The 23,488-nt window shown below is 71.6% G+C and carries 21 protein-coding genes; 10 read left to right on the forward strand and 11 right to left on the reverse strand.

What is annotated here, in order from left to right; all coding sequences use genetic code 11:
* The first annotated feature begins 110 nt into the window (after positions 1-110).
* The 3 genes from OHA05_RS18730 to OHA05_RS18740 all read left to right on the forward strand — a co-directional run bounded on the left by OHA05_RS18730 (position 111) and on the right by OHA05_RS18740 (position 2,597).
* A complete protein-coding gene (locus OHA05_RS18730) occupies positions 111-656 on the forward strand; it encodes an NADPH-dependent FMN reductase (protein WP_328861209.1) in 546 nt (181 codons plus the stop codon).
* A gap of 106 nt (positions 657-762) precedes the next feature.
* Complete coding sequence (locus OHA05_RS18735) at positions 763-1,734, forward strand: ATP-binding cassette domain-containing protein (RefSeq protein WP_328861210.1); 972 nt, start codon at positions 763-765, stop codon at positions 1,732-1,734.
* On the forward strand, positions 1,731-2,597 hold the full coding sequence (locus OHA05_RS18740) for an ABC transporter permease (protein ID WP_313945201.1): 867 nt from the start codon (positions 1,731-1,733) through the stop codon (positions 2,595-2,597). The genes OHA05_RS18735 and OHA05_RS18740 overlap by 4 nt, the downstream gene beginning before the upstream one ends.
* 323 nt (positions 2,598-2,920) lie before the next feature.
* On the opposite strand, the gene OHA05_RS18745 is transcribed toward OHA05_RS18740, so the two are convergent.
* From OHA05_RS18745 to OHA05_RS18765, 5 genes are all read right to left on the reverse strand, one after another.
* On the reverse strand, positions 2,921-6,151 hold the full coding sequence (locus tag OHA05_RS18745; RefSeq protein WP_328861211.1) for an ATP-binding protein: 3,231 nt from the start codon (positions 6,149-6,151) through the stop codon (positions 2,921-2,923).
* A gap of 180 nt (positions 6,152-6,331) precedes the next feature.
* On the reverse strand, positions 6,332-6,952 hold the full coding sequence (locus OHA05_RS18750) for an FMN reductase (protein WP_313945197.1): 621 nt from the start codon (positions 6,950-6,952) through the stop codon (positions 6,332-6,334).
* Entirely contained in the window at positions 6,949-8,079 is a 1,131-nt protein-coding gene (locus OHA05_RS18755; RefSeq protein ID WP_313945196.1) for an LLM class flavin-dependent oxidoreductase, read from the reverse strand. Before OHA05_RS18755 ends, OHA05_RS18750 begins: the two co-directional genes overlap by 4 nt.
* A gap of 94 nt (positions 8,080-8,173) precedes the next feature.
* Complete coding sequence (locus OHA05_RS18760; protein WP_313945195.1) at positions 8,174-8,956, reverse strand: bestrophin-like domain; 783 nt, start codon at positions 8,954-8,956, stop codon at positions 8,174-8,176.
* A gap of 45 nt (positions 8,957-9,001) precedes the next feature.
* Positions 9,002-10,216, reverse strand: a complete 1,215-nt coding sequence (locus tag OHA05_RS18765) for a hypothetical protein (protein WP_328861212.1) — start codon at positions 10,214-10,216, stop codon at positions 9,002-9,004.
* A gap of 177 nt (positions 10,217-10,393) precedes the next feature.
* Between OHA05_RS18765 and OHA05_RS18770 the strand changes: the two genes are divergently transcribed.
* The 3 genes from OHA05_RS18770 (at position 10,394) to OHA05_RS18780 (ending at position 13,544) form a co-directional block, all read left to right on the forward strand.
* On the forward strand, positions 10,394-12,430 hold the full coding sequence (locus OHA05_RS18770; RefSeq protein WP_328861213.1) for an NADPH-dependent 2,4-dienoyl-CoA reductase: 2,037 nt from the start codon (positions 10,394-10,396) through the stop codon (positions 12,428-12,430).
* 125 nt (positions 12,431-12,555) lie between these two features.
* Complete coding sequence (locus OHA05_RS18775) at positions 12,556-13,095, forward strand: PadR family transcriptional regulator (protein WP_313945192.1); 540 nt, start codon at positions 12,556-12,558, stop codon at positions 13,093-13,095.
* 257 nt (positions 13,096-13,352) lie between these two features.
* Positions 13,353-13,544: a hypothetical protein gene (locus tag OHA05_RS18780; RefSeq protein WP_328863420.1), complete on the forward strand. Its 192-nt coding sequence runs from the start codon at positions 13,353-13,355 to the stop codon at positions 13,542-13,544.
* Positions 13,545-13,565: 21 nt separating this feature from the next.
* Here OHA05_RS18780 and OHA05_RS18785 read toward each other — a convergent pair whose 3' ends face one another.
* Positions 13,566-14,666: a magnesium and cobalt transport protein CorA gene (locus tag OHA05_RS18785; protein ID WP_313948936.1), complete on the reverse strand. Its 1,101-nt coding sequence runs from the start codon at positions 14,664-14,666 to the stop codon at positions 13,566-13,568.
* Positions 14,667-14,931: 265 nt separating this feature from the next.
* Between OHA05_RS18785 and OHA05_RS18790 the strand changes: the two genes are divergently transcribed.
* Positions 14,932-15,477: a DM13 domain-containing protein gene (locus OHA05_RS18790; protein WP_328861214.1), complete on the forward strand. Its 546-nt coding sequence runs from the start codon at positions 14,932-14,934 to the stop codon at positions 15,475-15,477.
* 35 nt (positions 15,478-15,512) lie between these two features.
* Here the strand turns inward: OHA05_RS18790 and OHA05_RS18795 are convergent, their stop codons facing one another.
* Positions 15,513-16,340: a mycofactocin-coupled SDR family oxidoreductase gene (locus tag OHA05_RS18795; RefSeq protein WP_313945190.1), complete on the reverse strand. Its 828-nt coding sequence runs from the start codon at positions 16,338-16,340 to the stop codon at positions 15,513-15,515.
* A 553-nt stretch (positions 16,341-16,893) separates the two neighbouring features.
* Between OHA05_RS18795 and OHA05_RS18800 the strand changes: the two genes are divergently transcribed.
* Positions 16,894-17,280 (forward strand): hypothetical protein, encoded by a 387-nt coding sequence (locus tag OHA05_RS18800; RefSeq protein ID WP_328861215.1) that lies wholly within the window; start codon positions 16,894-16,896, stop codon positions 17,278-17,280.
* A gap of 25 nt (positions 17,281-17,305) precedes the next feature.
* Here the strand turns inward: OHA05_RS18800 and OHA05_RS18805 are convergent, their stop codons facing one another.
* A complete protein-coding gene (locus OHA05_RS18805; protein ID WP_313945188.1) occupies positions 17,306-18,271 on the reverse strand; it encodes a helix-turn-helix transcriptional regulator in 966 nt (321 codons plus the stop codon).
* A 233-nt stretch (positions 18,272-18,504) separates the two neighbouring features.
* Between OHA05_RS18805 and OHA05_RS18810 the strand changes: the two genes are divergently transcribed.
* Together OHA05_RS18810 and OHA05_RS18815 are read left to right on the forward strand one after the other, a co-directional pair.
* The gene (locus tag OHA05_RS18810; protein ID WP_313945187.1) at positions 18,505-19,056 is read left to right on the forward strand and encodes a hypothetical protein; all 552 of its coding nucleotides are present in this window, start codon (positions 18,505-18,507) and stop codon (positions 19,054-19,056) included.
* Positions 19,057-19,071: 15 nt separating this feature from the next.
* A complete protein-coding gene (locus OHA05_RS18815; protein WP_313945186.1) occupies positions 19,072-19,677 on the forward strand; it encodes a response regulator transcription factor in 606 nt (201 codons plus the stop codon).
* 95 nt (positions 19,678-19,772) lie between these two features.
* Here the strand turns inward: OHA05_RS18815 and OHA05_RS18820 are convergent, their stop codons facing one another.
* From OHA05_RS18820 to OHA05_RS18830, 3 genes are read right to left on the reverse strand one after another with little or no spacing between them, the layout of a single operon-like run.
* Positions 19,773-20,882 (reverse strand): 3-dehydroquinate synthase II, encoded by a 1,110-nt coding sequence (locus OHA05_RS18820; RefSeq protein WP_313945185.1) that lies wholly within the window; start codon positions 20,880-20,882, stop codon positions 19,773-19,775.
* Complete coding sequence (locus OHA05_RS18825) at positions 20,854-21,786, reverse strand: 2-amino-3,7-dideoxy-D-threo-hept-6-ulosonate synthase (RefSeq protein ID WP_313945184.1); 933 nt, start codon at positions 21,784-21,786, stop codon at positions 20,854-20,856. Before OHA05_RS18825 ends, OHA05_RS18820 begins: the two co-directional genes overlap by 29 nt.
* Positions 21,683-23,437, reverse strand: coding sequence for a class I adenylate-forming enzyme family protein (locus tag OHA05_RS18830; RefSeq protein ID WP_328861216.1), 1,755 nt, complete (start codon positions 23,435-23,437; stop codon positions 21,683-21,685). Before OHA05_RS18830 ends, OHA05_RS18825 begins: the two co-directional genes overlap by 104 nt.
* Positions 23,438-23,488: the final 51 nt, after the last annotated feature.

Raw genomic sequence — 23,488 nt, forward strand, 5'->3', positions numbered from 1 at the left:
CCGACCTGCGACTTCTCTCTCTTCGCGCGGCCGCCAGATCTCATCTCGCGGCCGCGCGCCGTCGTCTCGCGCCTGCTGGGTGAGGAGCAACCGCAGGAGGGAGGCGCACCGTGCAGGAGACACCGCTGCGCGTCGCGGTCATCATCGGCAGCACCCGTGAGGGCCGCGTCGGCGAGAAGGTCGGACGCTGGTTCACCGAGCGTGCCGCCGAGCGGGCCGACGTGGAGCTCTGTGTCGTCGATCTGATCGACTTCGACTTCCCCGCCCGCTACCCGGACCGTGCGACCGCGCGGATGCGGGACTTCGTCTCGGAGATCGGCCGCGCCGACGCCTTCGTGGTCGTCACCCCCGAGTACAACCGGTCCTTCCCCGCCTCCCTCAAGCAGGCCATCGACTACGCCTACGACGAGTGGCGGACCAAGCCGGTCGCGTTCGTCAGCTACGGCCACGGCTCCCGTGGTCTGTACGCCGTGGAGCAGTTGCGCTCGGTCTTCACCGAGCTGCACACCGTGACCCTGCGCAACGGCGTGAGCATCAACCTGCTCGACGACACCGGCGAGGACCGGGACCGGGCGGCCGCTCTGATGTTGGACCAGCTCTGGTGGTGGGGGCTCGCGCTGCGCGAGGCCCGTGCCGCCCGCCCCTACGTCTCCTAGCGAGTGCTCGCGCCGGCACCGATGACTTCCGGCGGCCGCTCCGGTCACCATCCTGGACCTCCGACGACCTCACCCGACCCACCGCCGACCATGCGAAGGAACGACGATGAGCACAGAACTGGCAATCGAGACCGCGGGCCTGGTGAAGGTCTTCGGTGAGAACCGGGCGGTGGACGGGGTCGATCTGTCCGTGCCGGCCGGCACCGTCTACGGCGTACTCGGGCCGAACGGCGCCGGCAAGACGACGACGGTGAAAATGCTGGCCACCCTGCTGCGGCCGGACGGCGGCGAGGCCCGTGTCTTCGGCAAGGACGTGCAGAAGGACGCGGACGCCGTGCGCAGCAGGGTCAGTCTCACCGGGCAGTACGCCTCGGTCGACGAGGACCTCACCGGTACCGAGAATCTCGTGCTGCTGGCACGGCTGCTCGGTCACGCCAAGCCGGCCGCGAAGGAGCGCGCCAGTCAGCTGCTCGACGCCTTCGGTCTGTCCGAGGCGTCCGACAAGCAGGTGAAGAACTACTCGGGCGGTATGCGGCGCCGTATCGACATCGCCGCCTCCATCCTGAACACCCCGGACCTGCTCTTCCTCGACGAGCCGACCACCGGTCTCGACCCGCGCAGCCGGAACCAGGTGTGGGACATCGTGCGCGCGGTGGTCGCCCAGGGCACGACGGTGCTGCTGACCACGCAGTACCTGGACGAGGCGGACCATCTGGCCTCCCGTATCGCCGTGATCGACCACGGCAGGGTGATCGCGGAGGGCACGAAGGGCGAGCTCAAGGCATCGGTCGGCTCGGGCGCGGTCCATCTGCGGCTGCGGGACGCGGAGCAGCGGCCGGAGGCCGAGCGGGTGCTGGCGGCGGCGCTGGGGGCGGAGGTCCTGCTGGACGCCGATCCGCTCGCGCTGACCGCCCGGGTGAACGGGCACGGCACCCAGCAGGGCGCCGCGGAGCAGGCCGCGCGGGCGCTGGCCGAGCTGGCCCGCACCGGGATCACTGTGGACAACTTCGCGCTGGGACAGCCCAGCCTGGACGAGGTCTTCCTCGCCCTGACCGACAAGAAGGGGGCGGCGGCGTGAGCACCGCGACGACGACGAAGTCCGTCAAGGACGCCGAGGACCTGGCACTCGAAGCACCGAAGGCCGAGGATCTGGCAGCGCTGCTGGTGGGCAAGGAGCGCCCACCGAGGCCGAGCGCGATCTCCGCGTCGCTGACGTTCGGCTGGCGGGCGATGCTGAAGATCAAGCACGTGCCGGAGCAGCTGTTCGATGTGACGGCGTTCCCGATCATGATGGTGCTGATGTACACGTACCTCTTCGGAGGGGCGCTGGCCGGCTCGGCCTCGCAGTACATCCAGTTCCTGCTGCCGGGCATCCTGACGATGAGCGTCGTGATGATCACGATGTACACGGGCGTCGCGGTCAACACCGACATCACCAAGGGTGTCTTCGACCGGTTCCGGACGCTGCCGATCTGGCGGCCGGCCCCGATGGTGGGCTATCTGCTCGGTGACGTCGTCCGCTACTTCCTCGCCTCCGTGGTCATGCTGACCGTCGGCATGATCATCGGCTACCGCGCCGACGGCGGGGTGATGGGCATCCTCATGGGCGTCGTCCTGCTGATGGTCTTCTCGTTCGCGTTCTCCTGGATCTGGACGATGTTCGGACTGCTGCTGCGGACCGAGAAGTCGGTGATGGGCGTCAGCATGATGGTGATCTTCCCGCTGACGTTCCTGAGCAATGTCTTCGTCGACCCGAAGACGATGCCGGGCTGGCTCCAGGCGTTCGTCAACAACAGCCCGGTGACCCATGTGGCCACCGCGGTAAGGGAGCTGATGGCGGGCAACTGGCCGGCGGCGGACATTGCCTGGTCGCTGGGCTGGGCGGCACTGTTCGTGGTGGTCTTCGGCTCTGTCACGATGCGGCTCTACAACCGCAAGTAGCCAGCTGTCCTGTGCTGCGGGCGTCCCCGGACCAGCGGGGGCGCCCGCAGTGCTGTGTGTGCGGTTGCCGAGGGCCGCCGTTGACCACCCGGGGGGAAGCACCAGCTTCGGCGGGGCCGGGCGACGTCGGCGAACTGATCGCCCGCGCCCGACGTGCGGGAGGCCCCGACAACATTGCCTGTGTCGTCGCCGATGTGGTGCCGCTGTGACGCCGCTGTGTCGCGCGCCGCGCCTCACACCGCATCGGATGCGAGCCCGGCGCCTGGAGGGTGAGGTGAGCGGGCACTGCCTCGCCCGCGCTGCCCGCGTCGGGTCCTTCCGGCTCAGAGCAGCCAGTCGACGGGGCGCCCCGGGCGGTAGGAGCAGTACGAGCCCGTCGTGACCGACTCCCGCAGGTGCGCGGCCAGTTCGGGGTGGAGGGCGTCCAGTTTGCGGAGGGTGTCGCGGATGCGGGCCGTGACCGTCTTGCGGGCGCGTTCCGCCTCGTCGCCGAGCCGGCGGGTCCGGCCGCCCAGGCCGGCCGCCGTGCGCAACTCGTCGAGCAGCGCGGCCCGTTCGCGGCCGAACTCCTCTGCCCTGCGGTCGTCGCCCAGCTCCGCCGCCCGGTCGATCTCCTCGTCGAGGCGCTCCAGCCGCCGACGGTAGCGGATCTTGGCCTCCTCGTCGAGCACCGGGTCCCCGCCGAAGCGGCGGGCGGCGATCACCGCTTCACCGCCCTCGGGGTCGAGCAGGACCACCGCTGACAGGTCGTCGCCCGCATGCGACAGCAGGGTGTGCAGATCGCGTAGCCCCTTGGCGTCCGGGACATGGACACCGCGGCCCGCGAAGTCGAGGGCCCACACGGCGCCGTCGCGGCGGAAGCGCTGCCGGGCGGCGTGGGGCTGGAGGGCCTGGGCCGCGAGTTCGGGGGAGACGGCGCCCACTCCGGCGTAGGCGTCGGCCGCCCGGCCGTACGCGGTCAGTTCGTCTGCGTCCTCGGTGGGCGGGGCGTCCGCGACCGCGCGCGGCGGGACCCCGTCCAGCAAGTACGTCAGCCCCAGCTCCTCGGCCTCGCGCCGGGTCGACACGGCGAGCTCCGCCGTGTCGCCGCCCGGGCCCAGCAGACCCAGCAGCGCCGCCCGCGCCCGCACCGACCAGGGTCTCGCCCGCAGCCGGTCCGCCGAGGTGTACGCGGCGGTCAGCGCGGCCACCGCCTCCTCCCGTCGTCCGCGCGCCGCGTCGAGCATCCCCAGCCAGAGGTCCACGGGCCCGCTGATGTCGCAGCCGTACAGCGAGACGACCCACTGGCCCGCATACGGCGCGAGCGCGGCCCTGGCCTCGTCGATCCGTGCCGGGTCGCCGGACGCCGCGGCCGCGTGCGCGCGCAGCCGCATCCACAGCGGTGCGAAGATCCGGGGCACCGCCTCGGGCCGGGCCGCGATCTCGTCCACGATCCGCAGCGCCACCGCCGTACGGCCCTGCTCGATCGCGGTGAGCCCCGCCAGCAGCGGCGGATGCGGATGCCCTTGGTCGGTGAGCGTCCCGACCACGGCCTCCGCCTCGTCGAACCGGCCCTGGAGCAGGAACAGCGACCAGTGCATATGGGCGGCCATGAAGGCGAACGGCGGATGCTCGTGCTGCAGCCCGATCGCGGCCGAGAGCAGATCGGCCGCCTCGGTGAACCGCCCGCCCAGCGCGGCGATGAGGGACTGGTCGATGGCCATGCCCAGCTCGAACCTGCGCAGCCCCGCCCGCTCGGCCAGGGTGGTGAAGACGCGCAACTGGTCGAGGTAGCGCGGGTCGCCGAGCTCCAGGAGCGTCACCCAGCGCATCGCGGCCGCGTGCATCTCCATGTCGCGGTTGCCCGTGCGGCGGGCGACCTCGCCCATCTCCGCGGTGAGCACGAGGCGTTCCTCGGAGGTGCCGAGCCCCCAGATCGAGTCGTGCCGCGCCCACAGGGAGAACGCGAGGGCCTCGTCGTCCTCACCGCGCCGCGCCAGCGCCGTGGTCCGCACGGCCAGGTCCTGGGCGATCCGCTCCGGCGTCAGGCCGGCCAGTTCCTCGCCGCTGCCGCCGGCCAGCGCGCGGTACGCCTCGCGCAGCAGCTCGGCGCCCGACGCCTCCTGGCCCAGCACGCCCCCGTGCTGATGGAGGGTGATGGCCACGCGGGCGAGCACCTCGGGGTCGTCCACCGCGCGGGCCAGATCGACGGCGAGGTCGAGGAAGCGCCGGCCCTCGGCCTCGTCGCCGTAGTGCCGCAGTTCGCCGCCGAGGTCGAGGGCGACCAGGGCGGCCCTGCGCCGGTCGTCGCCGGCGGCCTCCAGGGCCCGCCGGTAGTGCCCGACGGCCTCTTCGCCGGACAGCCTGCTGGAGGCGTCCCGCGCCGCGGCGAGCAGCAGATCGACCCGCCGGTCCCGCTCCAGCTCCTCGCCGGCCAGATAGGCGTGCCGTGCCAGATCCGCCGGGAAGACCTTCTCGCTGAGGCCGGGGGTGCGGTCCAGGGCCCGTACGACGCCGGCGTGCCGCTCCCGGGTCCGCTGCTCGTCGAGCGCCTCGTACAGCGTCTCGCGGACAAGGTCGTGGGCGAAGGCGAACCGGCCGCCGCTGCGCACGGTCACCAGCCGGGCCGTCACCGCCCGGTCCAGCAGCCGGTCCACGTGCGGGACGGGGGATGAGGCGGCCGCCGCGAGCACCTGGCGGTGGAACTCCCGGCCCAGCACGGCCGCGGTGTCCAGCAGCGTGCTCACCGGCTCGGGCAGCAGCGCCAGCCGCCGCCGCACCGCCTCGCGCACCCCCGGCGCGACGGTGGTGACCGGGCTGCCGCTGTGCCAGATCCGCGCGGTCTGCTCGACGAAGAAGGGGTTGCCGCCGGTACGGCGGTGGACCTCCTCGACGAGGTCCGGCTCCGGCTCCACACCGGCGGTCAGCGCGATGAGCGCGCCCACCTCGTCGCGCTGGAGGCCGGTCAGGGTCACGGTCGCGGCGGCGCGGGCCGCCAGCGGGGCGATGAGCTGCCGCAGCGGGTGGTCGGGCGCCTCCACCTCGACGTCGCGATAGGTGCCGACCAGCAGCAGCCGCTCGAACCAGGCGTGCTGGGCGGCGAATTCGAGCAGTCTCAGCGAGGCCGGATCGGCCCAGTGCAGATCGTCGAGCACGACCACCAGCGGCCGTTTCTGCGAGACGGTGACCAGGGCGGTCGTCACCGCGTCGTACAGCTGGAAGCTCTCGCCGCCGTCGCCCTCGCCGGGCTCCTCGCCGAGCAGGACGGCGAGCCGCCCGCCCGCCGCCTTACCGGCCTCGGCCCACTCCGCCTCGTCGACACCCCGGCGCAGACCGCGCACGACCTGGACCCACGGCCAGTACCCGGGGGCGCTGTCGGAGTCCCAGCAGGAGCCGCCCAGCACCAGGGCACCGCGCCGGCGCGCCTCGTCGGCGGCGTCGGTGACCAGCGACGTCTTGCCGATACCGGCCTCGCCGGTGACCAGCACCAGGCCCCCGTGGCTGTCCGTCGCCCGGCCGATCTCCGTCCGGAGGACGCCTGCGGGGTGGTCGCGCCCGATGAGAGCAGGGGTCATGCCGAAACCATAGGAGGCGGCACTGACAACCCGCACGCGAGAAGGCGCGCGGGTCGTCCCGGCCGGCGGCCGCCCGGTCACGACCCGGCGGCAGCCCTGGCGCCTCCTCGGTCCCGGGGCCTCTCGGTCCCGGTGCAGGCCCCGGCCCCGGTCCAGGCCCCGCTCAGGTCAGGCCAGGCCTCAGGCGAACGGCAGCGACAGCACCGGTTCCGTCTTCTTCCCGGCCGTCCTCCCCGACGCCGTCGCCATGAACTCCGCCAGGTCCCGCCCCGCGCGCCCGATCCGCTCGGGCAGCGTGTCCGTGAGCGCGTCGCCCGTGCCGCCCCAGTCCTCCGAGGCCGCGTAGACGGCGGTCGGCACGACCAGCGCCCGCAGATGGGCGAAGAGCGGACGCATCGCGTGCTCCGGCACCAGCGAGTGGCGCGACGTACCGCCGGTCGCCCCGATCAGTACCGGCGTGCCGGCCAGCGCTCCGACCTCGACGAGGTCGAAGAACGACTTGAAGAGTCCGCTGTAGGAGGCCGCGAAGACGGGGGAGACGACGATCAGGCCGTCCGCCTCCGTCACCGCGTCGAGCGCCTCGCCGAGCGCGGGCGAAGGGAAGCCCGTCACCAGGTGGTTGGCGATCGGCACGGCCAGCTCGCGCAGCTCGACCACGCGCACCTCCACCTCCCGGTCACCGTCCCGCTCGCCGAGGGAGCCGCGTACGGCCTCGGTGAGCCGGTCGGCGAGGAGCCGGGTCGACGAGGGCACGCTCAGACCGGCGGAGACGGCCACCAGTTTCAGCGCCTGCTCGCTCATGCCGCCTCCTTCGCGGTCTCGTTCGTGTTGTTGTTCTCCGTCGTCGCGTCCTCGCTCCGGGCGGCGGCGACCGCCGGGTGCAGCGGGGCGCTCTCCGGCACACCGGCCGGCCGCAGCGCGGCGAACTCCTTGCGCAGCACCGGGACGACCTCCTCGCCGAGGATGTCGAGCTGTTCGAGGACCGTCTTCAGCGGCAGACCCGCGTGGTCCATCAGGAACAGCTGGCGCTGGTAGTCACCGACCGCGTCCCGGAAGCCGAGCGTGCGCTCGATGACCTGCTGCGGCGATCCGACGGTCAGCGGGGTCTGCTCGGTGAAGTCCTCCAGCGAGGGCCCGTGTCCGTAGACCGGCGCGTTGTCGAAGTAGGGCCGGAACTCCCTGACCGCGTCCTGCGAGTTCTTCCGCATGAACACCTGGCCGCCGAGCCCGACGATGGCCTGCTCGGCCGTGCCGTGGCCGTAGTGGGCGTAGCGCTGCCGGTAGAGGCCGACCATCTTCTTCGTGTGGGACATCGGCCAGAAGATGTTGTTGTGGAAGAAGCCGTCGCCGTAGTACGCGGCCTGTTCCGCGATCTCGGGGGAGCGGATGGAGCCGTGCCAGACGAACGGCGGGACGCCGTCCAGCGGGCGCGGGGTGGCCGTGAACGACTGGAGCGGAGTGCGGAACTTCCCTTCCCAGTCGACCACGTCCTCCCTCCACAGCCTGTGGAGGAGCGCGTAGTTCTCCACGGCGAGCGGTATGCCCTGGCGGATGTCCTTGCCGAACCAGGGGTAGACCGGCCCGGTGTTGCCGCGGCCCATCATCAGGTCGACCCGGCCGTCCGCGAGGTGCTGGAGGTACGCGTAGTCCTCGGCGATCTTCACCGGGTCGTTGGTGGTGATCAGCGTGGTCGAGGTGGACAGGATCAGGTTCTCGGTGCGGGCCGCGATGTGCCCGAGGAGGGTCGTCGGGGAGGACGGGACGAAGGGCGGGTTGTGGTGCTCGCCGGTGGCGAAGACGTCGAGGCCGACCTCCTCCGCCTTGCGGGCGATGGCGACCGTCGCCTTGATCCGCTCGTGCTCGCTCGGCGTACGGCCGTTGGTCGGGTCGGTCGTGACATCGCCGACGGTGAAGATGCCGAACTGCATGTGAGCCCACCTCTCGGGTCCGGTTGGTTGAATGTTGAACCAAACCCTACAACGGGGACCCCGTCCTCCCTATTCCGGGTCGTCGGCGGGTGCCTCAGCCCAGACCCGCGGCGCGGGGGAACAGCTGGCGGAAGGCATCGGCGGACTCCGAGCCCGAGCGCCCGAACGGTGCGTCGAAGTCCCACACCAGGAAGAGCAGGAACGCGATCAGCGCGCTGAACAGACCGGCGAGCAGCAGCTCGCGGTAGGAGCGGCCGATCTGCATGGTGAAGATCAGTCCGACGGTCACCAGGGCGCCGGTGATCAGGCCGAACCACACCACGCCCGGCAGGGTCGCGCCGGCGTTCGACTCCCGGGCGTTGCGCGCGTCGTCGGCGACCGCCACCTGGTCGAGCATCGGCTGGTACGCCTGGGCCTCCAGCTCTCCCACGGGCACGCGCCTGGCGATGTCCGAGCGCACCACGTCGAGCAGCTCGCCGCCCCGCCCGGTCTGCTCCTGGCCGTCGATCATCCTCGGCCACTCCTGGTGGACGACGTGCGCGACGTACCGGTCGATGTCCGAGTGGAGCTTGCGCTGAACGTCGGGCGGGTAGACCTCGGCGCGCTGGGTGACCTCGTACAGGGCCTGCGCCTCACGGCGTACGTCGTCCTGCGCGGCGCTGCGTGCCTCCCACACACCGGCGATGGCGAGGCCCAGCACGATGGCGTACACGACGCCGACCATCATCGTCATGTACTCGAGGACGTCGGGGGTCTCGGCGGGCTCCACGCCCGTTTCCTCGGCGTCGTGCCGCCGGCGCTGGAGGAGAAGGGTGGCGATGAGGACGACGGCGCAGGCGGCGGCCATCGCGATGGCCAGGACCAGCCATTCCGACATGGGCTCACTCCGAAAGATGTGGTGGTGCGGTCGGTGGGGTGTCGCTCAGGCGCGGCCGCGCCCCGGCCGCAGCAGGGCCGCGGCGAGCACGGCCGGTGTCGTGGTGACGAGCACCAGGACGACGAGGGGCATCCCCTCGCGCTCCGGCCTACCGGGCAACGGCCGGTGGTTGCGTACGGTCACGGCCTGCGGCGGAGCGGCGGGCGGACCGGCCGCGGGAGGCGGCGGTACGACGGCCGGCTCGGTCTCGGGAACGACCGGCGCGGGCGGCAGCGGAGCCGGCGGTACGGGTGAGGGTTCGGGCGCCGGAGGCGGCGGCGTCGGGCGCGGCTGCGGCGGCGCGGGGGTGGTCGGCGCGGGCGGTTCCGGCACCGGCGGCGGGCTGCTGGGCGGCGGCGGGCTCGGGGGCTCGCTCGGCGGCGGCTCGCTCGGCGGCGGTTCGGGCGGACACGGCTCGGGCGGCGGTGGCGGGCAGTGCGTGAAGAGGTCCACGGACACGTCCACGTCGACCGACACATCCACCAGGAGGTCGCCGGCTCCGGGCCGGCCCCCGACGGACACCTGCACCGACGCGCAGATGAGACCAGGCAGATGGAGGGCCCATGTGCCGTGCGGGGGCAGGGGCGCCACGCTCACGGTGCCGGCGAAGAGGGCGCCGAAGGAGGGGACGACGGTGCCGGGGTCCGGCAGGACCGGGCCGATGGGTGTCGCCGCCGGAGCGGGGCTCTGCCGGTCGTGACCGGAGCCGGCCGCGCCCGCAGCCGCGCTCGTCGGTGCGCCACCAGCCGCGCCCGCACCTGTGCCTGCGCCTGCGCCCGCACCTGAGTCCGCACCTGCGTCCGGGGCAGGGTCGTGCGCCCGAGACGCCGGGGCCGGATCCCGCTCGGCCGGGACCGCGCCCGCGTCCTCCCGGGCCGGCCCCTTGTGCTCGCTCTCACGGCCCGGCGGCGCACCGCCCTCGTCGTCGCTGTCGGCCTCACCGTCGGCCTCGCGAACCAGGCCGGGCTCAGGGCCGGTTTCGGGTTCCGCGCCCGCCCGGGACGCCGAGCTCGCCTCCGGCCTCGGCTCCTGATCCGGCGGGGCCGGACCGGGCCGCGGCTCGGCCGGGTCGGAATCCCCCGTGGCCGGCTCGGCCTCGGCCCGGGAGACGGACGCGGCCGGAGCCGGCTCGTCCGTCACTCCTGCCGCTACTGCCCCGATCCCCTGCGAGCCGAGAATCGCAACGATCCCCAGTGCACTCAACTGCTCCCATCCCGCCACATCGGCACGTTATTGGTGAAGGCAGGGCAGAGGGGACCACTTTCACACGGATAGGTGAATCATCCGGTTGTCGGACCGGCTTCTCCGTGACGGTGCCCACAAGGTTTTGCACCTTGTTGCAAAACAAGGGTCCGGAGGCTAGAACTGAAAGCCACGACCCGTCCCGTGGAGGCCCCGATGAGCCAGCCGAGCACCGGCCCGTACCCCCATCTCCTGAGCCCGCTCGACCTCGGGTTCACCACGCTTCCCAATCGCGTGCTGATGGGCTCGATGCATGTCGGCCTCGAAGAGGCGGAGAACGGGTTCGAGCGCATGGCCGCCTTCTACGCGGCCCGCGCCCGCGGTGGCGTGGGGCTCATCGTCACCGGCGGCATCGCGCCCAACGACCGCGGCCGGCCGTACGAGGGCGGCGCCAAGCTCACCACCGAGGCCGAGGCGGCCCAGCACCGCACCGTCACCGACGCGGTGCACGCCGAGGGCGGCCGGATCGCGCTCCAGATCCTGCACTTCGGCCGGTACGCCTACCACGCCGACCTCGTCGCCCCCAGCGCGCTCCAGGCCCCCATCAGCCCGTTCGTGCCGCACGCCCTCACCGACGAGGAGATCGAGGAGACGATCGAGGACTTCGTGCGCACCGCCGCGCTCGCGCGGTCCGCCGGCTACGACGGCGTCGAGATCATGGGCTCCGAGGGCTACTTCATCAACGAGTTCATCGCGAGCGCCACCAACCACCGCACCGACCGCTGGGGCGGCTCGTACGAGAACCGCATCCGGCTGCCGCTGGAGATCGTCCGGCGTACCCGCGAGCGGGTCGGACCCGACTTCATCCTGATCTACCGGCTCTCCATGCTCGACCTGGTTCCCGGCGGCTCCACGCTGGAGGAGGTCGTCACGCTCGCCCAGGAGATCGAGGCGGCCGGCGTGACCATCATCAACACCGGCATCGGCTGGCACGAGGCCCGTATCCCCACCATCGCGACCTCCGTGCCGCGCGGCGCCTACAGCTGGGTCACGAGCCGGCTGATGGGGTCCGTGTCCGTGCCGCTCATCACCAGCAACCGCATCAACACCCCCGAGGTCGCCGAGCAGCTGCTCGCCGAGGGCCGCGCGGACATGGTGTCGCTGGCGCGGCCCTTCCTCGCCGATCCCGAGTTCGTGGCCAAGGCGCAGGCCGGCCGCGCGGAGTCGATCAACACCTGCATCGGCTGCAACCAGGCCTGCCTGGACCACACGTTCAGCGGGAAGCTCACCTCCTGCCTGGTCAATCCGCGTGCCTGCCACGAGACCGAGCTGGTGCTCTTCCCCACCCGGCTGCGCAAGCGCGTCGCCGTCGTGGGCGCCGGGCCCGCCGGTCTCGCGTGCGCGGTCTCGGCCGCCGAACGCGGGCACACCGTCACGCTCTTCGACGGCGCCGACGAGATCGGCGGACAGCTGAACATCGCCAAGCGGATCCCGGGCAAGGAGGAGTTCGACGAGACGCTGCGCTACTTCCGCAACCAGCTGGAGACACACGGTGTGGAGGTCCGCCTGGGTGCCCGCGTCAGTGCCGACACCTTCGCGGCGGACGAGTACGACGAGATCGTCGTCGCCACCGGAGTGACGCCGAGGACCCCCGAGATCCCGGGCGTCGACCACCCGAGCGTCGTCAGCTACCTCGACGTCCTGCGCGACGGCGCACCCGTCGGCGAGCGCGTCGCGGTCATCGGCGCCGGCGGCATCGGCTTCGACGTGGCGGAGTTCCTCACCGACGACGGCGAGGGCGCGAGCCTGGACGCGGGGACGTACTTCCGCCAGTGGGGCGTCGACACCGAGTACCAGGGGCGCGGCGGCCTCACCGAGGCGAAGCGCACCGCACCCGCCCGGGCCGTGCATCTGCTCCAGCGCAAGACCGGCAAGGTCGGTGCCGGCCTCGGCAAGACGACGGGCTGGATCCACCGCACGGAGCTCAAGCACCGCGGGGTGACGATGACCCCCGGCGCGACGTACGAGCGCATCGACGACGAGGGGCTGCACCTCACGGTCGACGGCACGGCAACCGTCCTGCCGGTCGACACCGTGGTGCTGTGCGCGGGCCAGGAGCCGCAGCGCGGACTGTTCGACGAACTGGCCGCGGCGGGCCGCTCGGTCCATCTCATCGGCGGCGCCGATGTGGCCGCCGAGCTGGACGCGAAGCGCGCCATCGACCAGGGCACCCGCCTCGCGGCCGCGCTGTGACGGCCCGCCGCGGGCGCACGGACAGCTCCCCGGGCGGTGCCCGCTGCGTCCTGCCTGTTCCGCCTGTTCCGCTGTGGTCCTCGGGCGGCCGACGGCGCTTTCCGGACACTCCCTAGGATCGGGCCATGTCGCTCCCGCACGCCATCCTCACGGCCCTGCTCGAAAAGCCCTCGTCGGGCCTGGAGCTGACCCGCCGCTTCGACAAGTCGATCGGCTACTTCTGGTCGGCCACCCATCAGCAGATCTACCGCGAGCTGGGCAAGCTGGAGCAGGCGGGCCAGATCCGGGCGCTGCCGTCCGCGCAGCCGACGCGGGGTCAGAAGAAGGAGTACGAGGTGCTGCCCGCGGGCCGCGCCGAGCTGGCCTCCTGGGTGGCGCGGCCGGAGGACCCGAGGCCGGTCCGCGACCCGCTGCTGCTGCGGCTGCGGGCCGCGGGCGTGGTGGGCGGCGCCGGGCTGCGGGAGGAGCTGGAGCGCCATCTCGCCCTGCACCAGCGGCAGCTGGAGCAGTACCGCGAGATCGAGGAGCGCGACTTCGCGCCGGAGCGGACCGTCACCGAACAGGACGCGCTGCGCCACATGGTGCTGCGCGGGGGCATCGAGCTGGAGTCGTTCTGGACGAAGTGGCTCACCGAGACCCTGGCGGCGCTCCCCGCCACGCCCTGAACCCGGCGGGTCCCGGCCGCTACGCGGGGCCGCCCGTGCTCGTCGAAGGGCGCCGAAGGCCTTCGCACCCCGTAGCACGGGCGTGCGACCTTTCGACTCCCATCGAAAAGCTCGCGCCGGCGGGGCCTGTCCGATGAGAATCGCGATCAGGCGGACCGGACCGGGCTCCGTTCCCGGCAGGGCTACGGGGGTGGCCTGCCGAGAACGGAGCAGTCCGGGATGCGGGAGCTGACGGGCCGTGAGACGGTCGCCGGGTGATGGATGCCCTGATCGTCGCCATGGTCGCCGCCTGCTCGGCCGGCGCACTCGCCCTGCTGGTCACCTCGGCCCTCGGCCTGGCACGCGCCGGCCGTGGCGATCCCTCCGACGAGGCGCGTGCCGTGACGCTCGCGCTGTACGGCTGTGCGGTCGCGATCGCGACCCTCGGGATGTTCGTCACGCTCCTGTGAGCGGCCGTTGACCGGGCCGGCTCACAGCCAGCCGTTGCGGCGGAAACTACGGTGGATCACCAGACAGGCGACCACCATGACGGCCATCACCACCGGATAGCCGAAGGGCGAGCGCAGCCCCGGCATGTGCTCGAAGTTCATTCCGTACGCACCGCACACCATCGTCGGCACGGCCACGATCGCCGCCCATGCGGTGATCTTCCGCATGTCCTCGTTCTGGGCGACGGTCACCTGCGCCAGGTGTGCCTGGAGGATCGAGTCGAGCAGGGCGTCGTAGGAGATGATCTGCTCGTTGATCCGGGCCAGATGGTCGACGAGGTCGCGGAAGTACGGCTGTATCTCGGGTCCGACCGGCGGCAGAGGTGTGGTCGCCAGGGTCCACATCGGCCTGTCCAGCGGCGCGACGGCCCGCTTGAGCTCCAGCAGTTCGCGCTTGAGCTGGTAGATCCGCCCGGGGTCGGCCCGCCCCGCCGACGTGTCGAAGACGGTGCTCTCGACGTCGTCGACATCGGTCTGCACGGCCTCGGCGACGACGAGGTAGTCGTCGACGATCCGGTCGGCTATCGCGTGCAGCACGGCGGCCGGTCCCTTGGACAACTGCTCGGTGTCCCCTTCGAGGGCCTCGCGGAGCGGGCCGAGCGAGCCGTGCCTGCCGTGCCGGACGGTGATGACGAAGTTCGACCCGGTGAAGACCATGAGGTCGCCGGTGTCCACGACCTCGCTGGAGCACGTGAGTTCCTCGTGCTCGACGTAGCGGCAGGTCTTGAAGACGGCGAACAGCGTGCCGTTGCGGGTGCCGTCCCCTTCGTACCGCTGGAGCTTGGGCCGCTGGTGCGCGTGCACCGCGTCCGCCACGGCCAGCGGGTGCAGCGCGAAGAGCTCCGCGAGTCCGGCGAACTCGGCCGCCGTGGGCTCGTGGAGCCCGATCCAGACGAAGCGGCCCTCGTGCTTGCGGACCTGGCGCAGGGCGTCCTCGGCGGAGGCGTGGCCCGACAGCCGCATCCCGTCCTCGTAGACCACGCAGTTGACGACCGAGCTGCCGAGCGGCGACCTTGCCGGGTGGCTGAGGTCGACGCGGGGTTGGTGCGCACGCCCCACGGCACGGCGCAGGGTGCGGATCATCGGCACGGCGGAGCTCCTTCGAACGACCGCCGGTCAGTGTGCCACCCGAGCCTGTCCGCTGTCGTCGGCGCAGGTGGGGGCTTCGGTGGCGGGGCGGTCGCGCGGCGCTTCCTTCCCCGCGTGTTCGAGGGCCGCGCGCAGGACGTAAGACTTTCGTCACCGGCCCATGGCCACCGTCGCGGCTCGTGCTGCCGTTGAATGCCGTGGAGGGCCGAGCGGATCCCGACGGGGGACGACGCCGGACACGCGACGGGGAGTGGATCACATGCGGGCGATACTGCGACGGCCGGTGGTCGTCGGACTGCTGCTTCTGGGACTGGCCGCGGGCGCCGTCGGTGCCGTGTGGTTCCAGCCGTGGAAGCTGTGGGTGGACGAGACCGTAAGCGAGGACCTGCCGGCGGCGGCCCCCGCCGGGGTGCCGGAGCAGGACGCCGCCGACTCCCCGCCGCAGGCCGGGCCCCGCACGCTGGCCACCGGCGAACTGATCAGCCACGAGCACCGGACGACCGGCACGGTGAAGATCGTGCGGCTGGCCGACGGCTCGCACGTGCTCCGGCTGGAGAACCTCGACACCAGCAACGGGCCCGATCTGCGCGTCCTGCTGGCGGACGCTCCGGTCAAGGAGGGCACGGCCGGGTGGCGTGTCTTCGACGACGGCAAGCACACGGCACTCGGCAAGCTGAAGGGCAACAAGGGCGACCAGAACTATGCGCTGCCGCGAGGCGTCGATCCGGCCGACTACAGCAGTGTGAGCATCTGGTGCGACCGTTTCGACGTCTCCTTCGGGGCCGCGGAGCTCGCTCCCGTATGACCCGGCCGGTCAGCCGGTGACCCGAACCACGCCGGTCAGCCGGCGTTGGAGGCGCTGAGCCCGGCGGACAGTGTCATGGCCTCGCCATTGAGGAATCCGCCGGAGTCCGCGAGCAGAAGGAGCACCGCCGCGGTGACGTCCTCGGGTTCCATCAGCCCGGGCCCCTGACCCTCCAGCACCGGCAGGACGTCTTCTCGCGCCGGGTCGTCCAGGTCGGGACGCAGCAGCCGGTACGTGGCCCGGTTGTGGATCATCGTCGTGTTCACCCCGGCGGGCAGGACCGCGTTCACGGTGATGCCGTGCTCGGCCACCTCCAGCGCCAGGGACTTCACCAGCCCGATGACGCCCCACTTGGCCGCCGCGTAGTGCGCGCTGTTCTTCGCGCCCATCCGGGCGACGACGGAGGAGGTGGCGACGATCCGGCCGTAGCCCTGCTCGATCATGTGCGGCACGACCGCGCGGAACGAGTGGAAGACGCCGGTCAGATTGACGTCGATCATCTCCTGCCACTGGAGGGCGTCCATCGAGGCGAGGGGGGAGGCGGACGCGATCCCGGCGTTGGCCAGCAGGAAGTCGATACGGCCGAACTCCTCCAGTGCCCGTGCCGCGACGTTCTCCATCTCCTGGAGACTGCGGACGTCTCCCATCAGGGCGACGCAGCGCCGGCCGGTCGACTCCACCAGGTCGACCGTGCGGGCCAGTTCGGCCTCGCTGCCCAGCGGATAGGGAACGCTCTCCAGCTCCCCGGCGATGTCGCACGTCACGATGTCGGCGCCTTCACGCGCCAGGGCCACGGCATGCGCCCGTCCCTGTCCCCGCGCGCCACCGGTGATCAACGCGACCTTGCCGTCGAACTTCCCCACTGCGTGTGCCTCCTCGACGCGAGCCTGTCCGGACCGAACCTATGGTCGGAACCGGCGCGCCACCAGACGGCATCCGAGGGTGTCCGCGGTACCGCCGGCGTGCTTTTCATCGCTGGACCGACCTCGAGGGACCCGCGTTTCAGTAATTCCTGAAATGACAGCGGCAGAAGCGGACGCCTCCTTACCGGTGGCAAGCATTCCGCCCGGGAATGGCAGATGATCACCGCCCACGCGCCGTCCGGAATCGGCGCGCTCGGCCACCGCGTACATCCGTCCCTCGCCCCGGCCTCCTGGTCGCACCGCTCTGAACTGCTGTTTCTCCTCACAGGGGCGGGAGTTGGCGCCGCTGTCCGGCATGAACCGGCCACCTCCGCGGCAGGCACCTTCATGCCAGGCAGGTTCCTGGTCTGGCCGAAAGCAGACAACAGTACGGGGTCGGTGATTTCCTCTAGCTACGCAGTCGAAAGGCCCCCGGGCCGGACGGCCGCCGGACAACTTCTTCCGAATGGAAACACTGCCGCATTCGTATCCACCGCACGAATGGAGACGATCAATGTCACGTGTAACCCGCTGTACCGCCGCCGCTTCCGTCATAGCCGCCACCGTTCTCGGCTCGCTGCTCTTCTCCTCGCCGGCGCAGGCCGCCGGGCAGCAGGGGCCGGCCGCGTCGGTGCAGATCTCCCAGACGCCCAGCGGCGAGGACGACTTCGTCTGGCCGCAGCCGAAGACCGAGCCCGGCACGGACGGTGCGCAGAGCGCCCGCGGCGGGGACCGGACGGCGGCCAAGGACGGCAAGGACGACTTCGTGTGGCCGCAGCCCCAGGGTGAGCCGGGCGTCCCGGACGACTTCGTCTGGCCGATCCTGGGCGAACTCCCCGACCTCCCGGGCCTCCCCGGAATCCCGGACGACTTCGTCTGGCCGACCCCGCCGAAGAGGTGACTACGTTGTCAGCACAGCAGTTCCGTCAGATCCACTCCCGCCGGGTCGCCTGCACGCCGGCCTCGAACCGGCTCGACGCGCCCAGCCGGTCCATCAGTTCGGCCACGATGCGGCGTTCGGTGCGGACCCCGATACCCAGCGCACGCGCCACCGCCTCGTCGGTGAGACCCGTGGCCAGCAGCTGGAGCAACTTGCGCTCCTGCGCGGTCAGTCCGCCGGGGTGCGAGTCCGCCGGGGTGTTGAGGGGGCTGGCATGCTCCCAGTACGCCTCGAACAGGGCGCGCATGGCGTGCACCACGGGCGGGTTGCTGAACAGCAGCGCGGACGGCTGTGCCTGTCCCGGCAGACCCGCGACGACCGCGGCCGTGGTGTCGACGATGAGCAGCCGCATCGGCAGGGTCGGCGAGGTGCGTATCTCGCTGCGGCGCTCGGCCATCCACTGAGCGTGGGCCCGGGTCACCCGGTCGTTGGCGACGCTGTCGAGATAGATGGAGCGGAATCGTACGCCCCGGGCGAGCGCTCGTTCGTTGAGCGGCCGCCCGGCCTCGATCGACTCCTCCGTCAGTGCGTTGACGGGGTGGAAGGCGAGGGACTCCACGGCACAGGACTCGGCCAGGGCTTCGAGGCGGATGCGGATGTCGTCGACGTTGTCGAGGTGTTCGGTGCCGCCGAGCGACTCGGTCCCCCCGGACGCGGTGTATTCGGCGGCGAGAGCGGCGAGAGCCGAGCGGTTCTGCTCGATCTGCTGCTGTCGCCAGGCCAGTTCGTCCTGCTCCCGCTGGAGCAGGACCTTGAGACCGAGTGCCGGGTTGACCGCCCGGAGCCTGCCCGGACTGTCCCGGGACGGTGCCAGCAGAGAGAGCTTGGACAGCCGGCCGAGTGCGGCCTCCACCTCCTCCGGAGTGCTGTCCAGAAGCTTGGCGAGCTGCACGGGGTCGTGTTCCTTGTGGAACAGGATCGCGCGATAGACGCCAAGGGTCTGTTGATCCAATGACGAAACCTCGTCCACGTGGCATTTCCCCCTTGAACCACGGTTGAACGGAACTTCACTGCGAAACAAGGGCACGCACGCGGACGTGCACCTGGTTCCCGCTCGAGCAAGTCGGCTTCACGGGCGGGCCCCATCTGTTCACACATTTGGCACGTTACCTGCTCGTCGTACCCACCGACAGGGATCTACGACTGCCGCCGGGTTCTGCCCGCGCACAGACCCCAGGAGTCCTCATGCCGTTCGCCGGGCCCCACCCTCCCGCGCCGCTCGACGGCTGCATCGTGCTCGTCGTCGACGCCACCACGGGCGCCGGCCGGATCGTGACCGCACGACTGTGTGCGGCCGGTGCCGCCGTCGCCGTCGTCGGGGCCGGACACCCCGGCCGGGGCGACGACGCGGCCACCAAGGCGGCTTTCCTGTGCAAGGAACTCGCGGACATCGATCGTGTGGCGCTGCCGTACCGGACGGACATCGACGACCTCGACATGGTGCGCGAGCTGCCGGCGCAGATCGCCGCCGACCTCGGGCCGGTCTCGACCTCGGTCGTCGTCATTCCGTCCGGCTCGGGAACGGACAGGCTCGCGGAAAGGTTTCGCGCCGCGTCCCGGGTGATCGCCGCGGCCCTCCCCGAGGGAGCCCGGCACATCGAACTCGCATCGGACACCGCCGCCGGCACCGGCCAGGACGAAGAACTGGCCCGCCGCGTGGTCGAACAGCTTCTCAGCGGAACGGACCGCCCGCCGGACGCACGGCCGTCGGCCGGGCCACCGGTCACAGCACACTGATTGTGGGGGCACAGCATGTCGATACGCGTCGTCGTCGCCGGTGATCACCAGCTCGTGCTGGAAGCGTTCGCCGAGACACTCAACGGAACGGACGGTCTGGAGGTGGTGGGCCTCGCGACCACCTTCGAGGCCGTACTGCCCACCGTCGAACGGTGCAGGCCGACCGTTCTCCTGCTCGGCGAGAGCACCATGGGCGGCAAGGCGCTGCGGATCGCGACCGACGTCCGCTCCCACCACCCCGGCTGCGGCGTCGCGTTGATGGTCGGCACGGCGACACCGGCCGTGGTGGACCGTGCGGTGGCCGCGGGCGCCCTGGGCATCGTGCCGAAGAACGGCCGGCTGCCGCAGCTGATCACCACGCTGATCGGTGTCGCGGGCGGCTGTCTCACCGTCGACCCGGCCCTCATCCGGCCGCCGGTCACGGGCGACACCTCGCTCAGCATCCGCGAGCTGGACGTGCTGCGGCTGACGGCGGGCGGAGCCACCGTCAAGGAGATCGCGGGGGAGCTCTATCTGGCCTCGGGGACGGTACGCAATCTGACCTCGGCGGCCATCAAGAAACTCGGCGGGCGCAACCGCTTCGACGCCGCCCGCATCGCGGTGGAACAGGGATGGCTGTGAGCCGGCGACGGAGGTCCGGACACGCGCCGGCCCCGGCACCAGGCGTGCCGGGGCGGGGCGTCCGGGAGCTGTTCGTCCGTCTGCACGGACTGCTGCTACTGCTCCAGGCAGAACTCGTTGATCGGGTAGCCGACATGGCGGTCGGCCGTCGGAAGGTGACCGAGGATCGTGTCGCCGGGCTTCAGTTCGGTGCTGTTGAGGACCGCCGCGCCGGGGCCGAGGACCCGGACGTGCCAGTCGTCCTGGAGGATCAGATTGACGGCCTGGCCGTTGGGCGCGACCGCGTCGATCGAGATGAGCGGACGGGTCTCTATCTTGACCCGGCCGACGCTGACCGGACGCGTCTGGCCCTTGACGTCCACGGCCAGCACTGTGCTGCCGGCGTGGAGTTCGCTCAGATAGTGGGTCCGGCCGTTCTGCGAGACGGTGTACGAGTGCAGGGCGCCGGCGTTGACCCGGAACGGGCGCGTGGGCATGTACGGCAGCGGATGGGTTTCGCTGACACACAGCACCATGCCCTTGGAGTGCGACCCGACGAGGATGCCCTCGTCCTTGCGGAAGTACGTCGTGGTGTCGACGCAGGCGCGCTCGCCCATGCCGATGTGACTGGCCGCGGTGACCGTGAGCTCCACCAGCTCGATCTTCCCCGTGCGGGAAGTGGCCGCTGTGCGCAGGGCGGTGGCGTCGCCGACGGTCAGCCCCTGCATCAGGACGCCGTCCGAGCCGAGTTCGAGCACACCGAAGATGATCTCGGCCTCCTCGGGGTTCGACGCCGTGGTGACGATCGAGCCCGGGGCGCCGGTGGCGGCCGCGATGACGATCTCCAGCGGGATCTTCGTGGGGTCGCGGAAGTTGAGGATGCTCCAGTTCTCCAGGCGGGCCGCGAGGCAGGCGTCCTCGAGGGTGTCCGCGTCCACGATCTCGACGTACCGGCCGAACTCGACGTCCGGGTGGGCGGCGGCGAGGCCGGCGCGGGCGTCCCGGCCGCCGGGGACGATCACGAGGTCGGCGCCGCTGAGGTCGTCCGGGACCACGCCGTCCTCGAAGAGCAGGATCTTGCGGACCGTCGGGGGCAGGCCGGCGAAGGCGGCCGGGTCGGCTGCGACGATGCCGTCGATGCGCTGGTGCAGGGCTTCTTCGAGTACTGCCGCGGTGGCGGTGCCGGCGTTGCGGATGTCAAGCCAGCACAGTTTGGCGTCCGTCATGGTGGGGCCCTCCTGTCGTGTGGTGGATCTCGGTGTCGTCGAGGTGGTCGGGGGTCAGCCGTTCGTCGGCGAGCCGCTCGTCGTCGAGCTGCCCGGCCACGAACGGACCCGGGTGGAAGTGCTGTTCGGGGAAGTGGTGGACGAGCCGGGCGACCTTGGCGGCCAGCCGGCGCGGGTCGGGCGCCTGGAAGATGTTGCGGCCCATCGCCACCCCGCCCGCGCCGCCGGCGAGAGCGTCCCGGACGTACGCGAGGACGTCCTCCTCCCGTGCGAGGGCAGGGCCGCCCGCGACGAGAACCGGTACCGGGCAGGCGGCGGTGAGGTCGAGCATCTCCGCCGTCGACCCGAGGAAGACGGTCTTGACGAGGTCGGCCCCCAGGTCGGCGGCGATCGTCACGGCGTGCGCGACGGTCGCCGGGTCCCGGGGGTCGGTGATGCGGGGGCCGCGCGGGTACACCATGGCCAGCAGCGGGAGGTTCCAGCGGTCGCAGGCGTCCGCTATCCGCCCGAGGTCGCCGATCTGCTGGCGCTCGTCGTCGGAGCCGAGGTTGACGTGGACGCTGACCGCGTCCGCGCCGAGCCGCAGCGCCTCCTCGACCCCGGCCACGATGTACTTCGCGGTGGGGTCGAGTGCCTGACTGGTGCTCGCGTTGAGGTGGATGATCAGCGACATCGCGGCGAACCGCTCCGGACTGATGTGCCGCACACTGCCCTTGTGCACGACGACGGCGTCCGAACCGCCGGCCGCGAGCCGGCCGGCGAGCTGGTCGAGGGTGGTGCCCTTCGGCACGACCGGGCCGTCATGGATCGAGTGGTCGAGAGGGGTGATCATCAGGCCGGCCGTGCTGTGGCGATAGAGCCGTCGCAGCCGCAGTGACCGGGCGAAATGGCCGAATGTGGTCATGAAGCGCCCTTTCTTGTTCGCGGGTGGGCGTGATCGTGGGCGGTGTTCCTGAGGTCGGCTGCTCGTTCCGTCGTGGTGCACCTCCGTGGTCGGACCGGGCGCGAGGCGGCGTCCGGGTGTCGTGGGCCGGGGTGGTCATGGCGCGCAGATAGGCGCGGTCGGGTTTGCCCGAGGGGGTGAGCGGAAGCTGGGGCCACACCGAGATCCGGACGGGGGTGTGTTCCGGAGTGAGCGTCGCGGCCACGAATCCCCGGAGGTCGCAGGAGGTGCGCGGGGCGCCGTTGCGCAGCTCGACGGCGGCGTGCACCTGCTCGACGAGGTCGCTGTCGCGGACCCCGAAGACGGTGGCCTGGCGGACCTGCGGATGCCGCAGCAGGGCGCCCTCGATCGCCGCCGGGTCGAGCTTGAGACCGCCGTGCTTGATCACGTCGCCGACGCGGCCGTCGAGACGCAGATAGCCGTAGCGGTCCCAGTGCCCGAGGTCGCCGGTGCGCAGCCAGCCGTCCTTGAGGGTGGCGCCGGTGAGCTCCTCGTCGTCGAGGTAACCGGCCGTCACGGTCGGCGACTTCACCCAGATCTCGCCGGTCTGCCCGCGCTCGGCCGGGACCGGACTGCCGGCCACCCGGATCTCCAGGGCCACCCACGGGAAGGGGCGGCCGACGGTGCCGAGCAGCTCGGGTTCGCGGTGGTCCAGCGGGGTCAGACAGGTGATGCCGCCCGCCTCGGTGGAGCCGTAGACCTGGATGAGGACGTCGCCGAAGATCTCGACCGCCCGCGCGACCCGGGCCGGGGCCGCGGGGGTGCCGCTGTAGGTGATGCGGCGGAGCGAGGTGAGGTCGGCCGTGGTGATGCCCGGGTGGTCGAGCAGCCGGTAGAGGTGGGGCACCGCGAGATAGACGTCGGTGACCCGGTGGTCGGTGAAGGCGCGCAGCACGGCCTCGGTCTCGAAGCCGTCGTGCAGGACCACCGTGCCGCCGGTGGACAGCACCGCGTCCGCCATCGGCGCGGTGGTGTGGCTGATGGGTGTGACGGACAACAGCGTCGCGGGTCCCCGGGGATCGAGGCCATGGGCGAGGCGGTCGACGAGTTCCTCACGGGTGCCGTAGCGCTGGGCCACCATTTTGGGGCGGCCCGTGCTGCCGCTGGTGAACTCGACGGAGGCCAGCGCTTCCGGCCGTACGGGCGGGAAGTGCGTGGGCAGGGCGGCGCGCGCCGGCGCCTCCCGGGGGATCGGCAGCACGGTCAGTCCGGGCAGCCGTCTGGCCAGCCAGCGCCCGCGCTGGGCGCTCTCCTCGTCCACCAGGAGCAGGAACGCTCCGATGTCCCGCAGCAGTTCGGTCTGGGTGGCCAGGGAGAACGTCTCGGTGTCGGTCCTCGGGTTCATCGACCGGATGTAGACGGACGTGGCCCCCAGGAGGTGGACGGCGTAGCGGGCGCTGAGCATCAGGGGATGGTTCGGCCCGGTGAGCACGCCCACCGCGTCGCCGTGTCCGATGCCGCGGGCGTGCAGTACGGCTGTCGTGCCGAGGACGGAGTCGCCCAGTTCACCCGCCGCGACGGTGGTGCCCGGCCCGTGCACGACGGCACGGGCCGGATCCCGTTCCAGTGCGTCCAGGATCCGTTGCGCATAGGTGCTGTTCCGGGTGGCCATGACCCTCCAATCTTCAAAGTCGGTACATCACAGGTCGGATGAGGGATTTCG

The organism is Streptomyces sp. NBC_00306 (assembly GCF_036169555.1).
Classification (GTDB): Bacteria; Actinomycetota; Actinomycetes; order Streptomycetales; family Streptomycetaceae; genus Streptomyces; species Streptomyces achmelvichensis.

Excerpts from the sequence above, each read along its gene's own strand:
- OHA05_RS18735 (WP_328861210.1), top strand. The coding sequence starts at position 763 with ATGAGCACAGAACTGGCAATCGAGACCGCGGGCCTGGTGAAGGTCTTC.
- OHA05_RS18745 (WP_328861211.1), bottom strand. The coding sequence starts at position 6,151 with ATGACCCCTGCTCTCATCGGGCGCGACCACCCCGCAGGCGTCCTCCGG.
- OHA05_RS18750 (WP_313945197.1), bottom strand. The coding sequence starts at position 6,952 with ATGAGCGAGCAGGCGCTGAAACTGGTGGCCGTCTCCGCCGGTCTGAGC.
- OHA05_RS18755 (WP_313945196.1), bottom strand. The coding sequence starts at position 8,079 with ATGCAGTTCGGCATCTTCACCGTCGGCGATGTCACGACCGACCCGACC.
- OHA05_RS18760 (WP_313945195.1), bottom strand. The coding sequence starts at position 8,956 with ATGTCGGAATGGCTGGTCCTGGCCATCGCGATGGCCGCCGCCTGCGCC.
- OHA05_RS18770 (WP_328861213.1), top strand. The coding sequence starts at position 10,394 with ATGAGCCAGCCGAGCACCGGCCCGTACCCCCATCTCCTGAGCCCGCTC.
- OHA05_RS18775 (WP_313945192.1), top strand. The coding sequence starts at position 12,556 with ATGTCGCTCCCGCACGCCATCCTCACGGCCCTGCTCGAAAAGCCCTCG.
- OHA05_RS18780 (WP_328863420.1), top strand. The coding sequence starts at position 13,353 with ATGGATGCCCTGATCGTCGCCATGGTCGCCGCCTGCTCGGCCGGCGCA.
- OHA05_RS18785 (WP_313948936.1), bottom strand. The coding sequence starts at position 14,666 with ATGATCCGCACCCTGCGCCGTGCCGTGGGGCGTGCGCACCAACCCCGC.
- OHA05_RS18790 (WP_328861214.1), top strand. The coding sequence starts at position 14,932 with ATGCGGGCGATACTGCGACGGCCGGTGGTCGTCGGACTGCTGCTTCTG.
- OHA05_RS18800 (WP_328861215.1), top strand. The coding sequence starts at position 16,894 with ATGTCACGTGTAACCCGCTGTACCGCCGCCGCTTCCGTCATAGCCGCC.
- OHA05_RS18810 (WP_313945187.1), top strand. The coding sequence starts at position 18,505 with ATGCCGTTCGCCGGGCCCCACCCTCCCGCGCCGCTCGACGGCTGCATC.
- OHA05_RS18815 (WP_313945186.1), top strand. The coding sequence starts at position 19,072 with ATGTCGATACGCGTCGTCGTCGCCGGTGATCACCAGCTCGTGCTGGAA.
- OHA05_RS18820 (WP_313945185.1), bottom strand. The coding sequence starts at position 20,882 with ATGACGGACGCCAAACTGTGCTGGCTTGACATCCGCAACGCCGGCACC.
- OHA05_RS18825 (WP_313945184.1), bottom strand. The coding sequence starts at position 21,786 with ATGACCACATTCGGCCATTTCGCCCGGTCACTGCGGCTGCGACGGCTC.
- OHA05_RS18830 (WP_328861216.1), bottom strand. The coding sequence starts at position 23,437 with ATGGCCACCCGGAACAGCACCTATGCGCAACGGATCCTGGACGCACTG.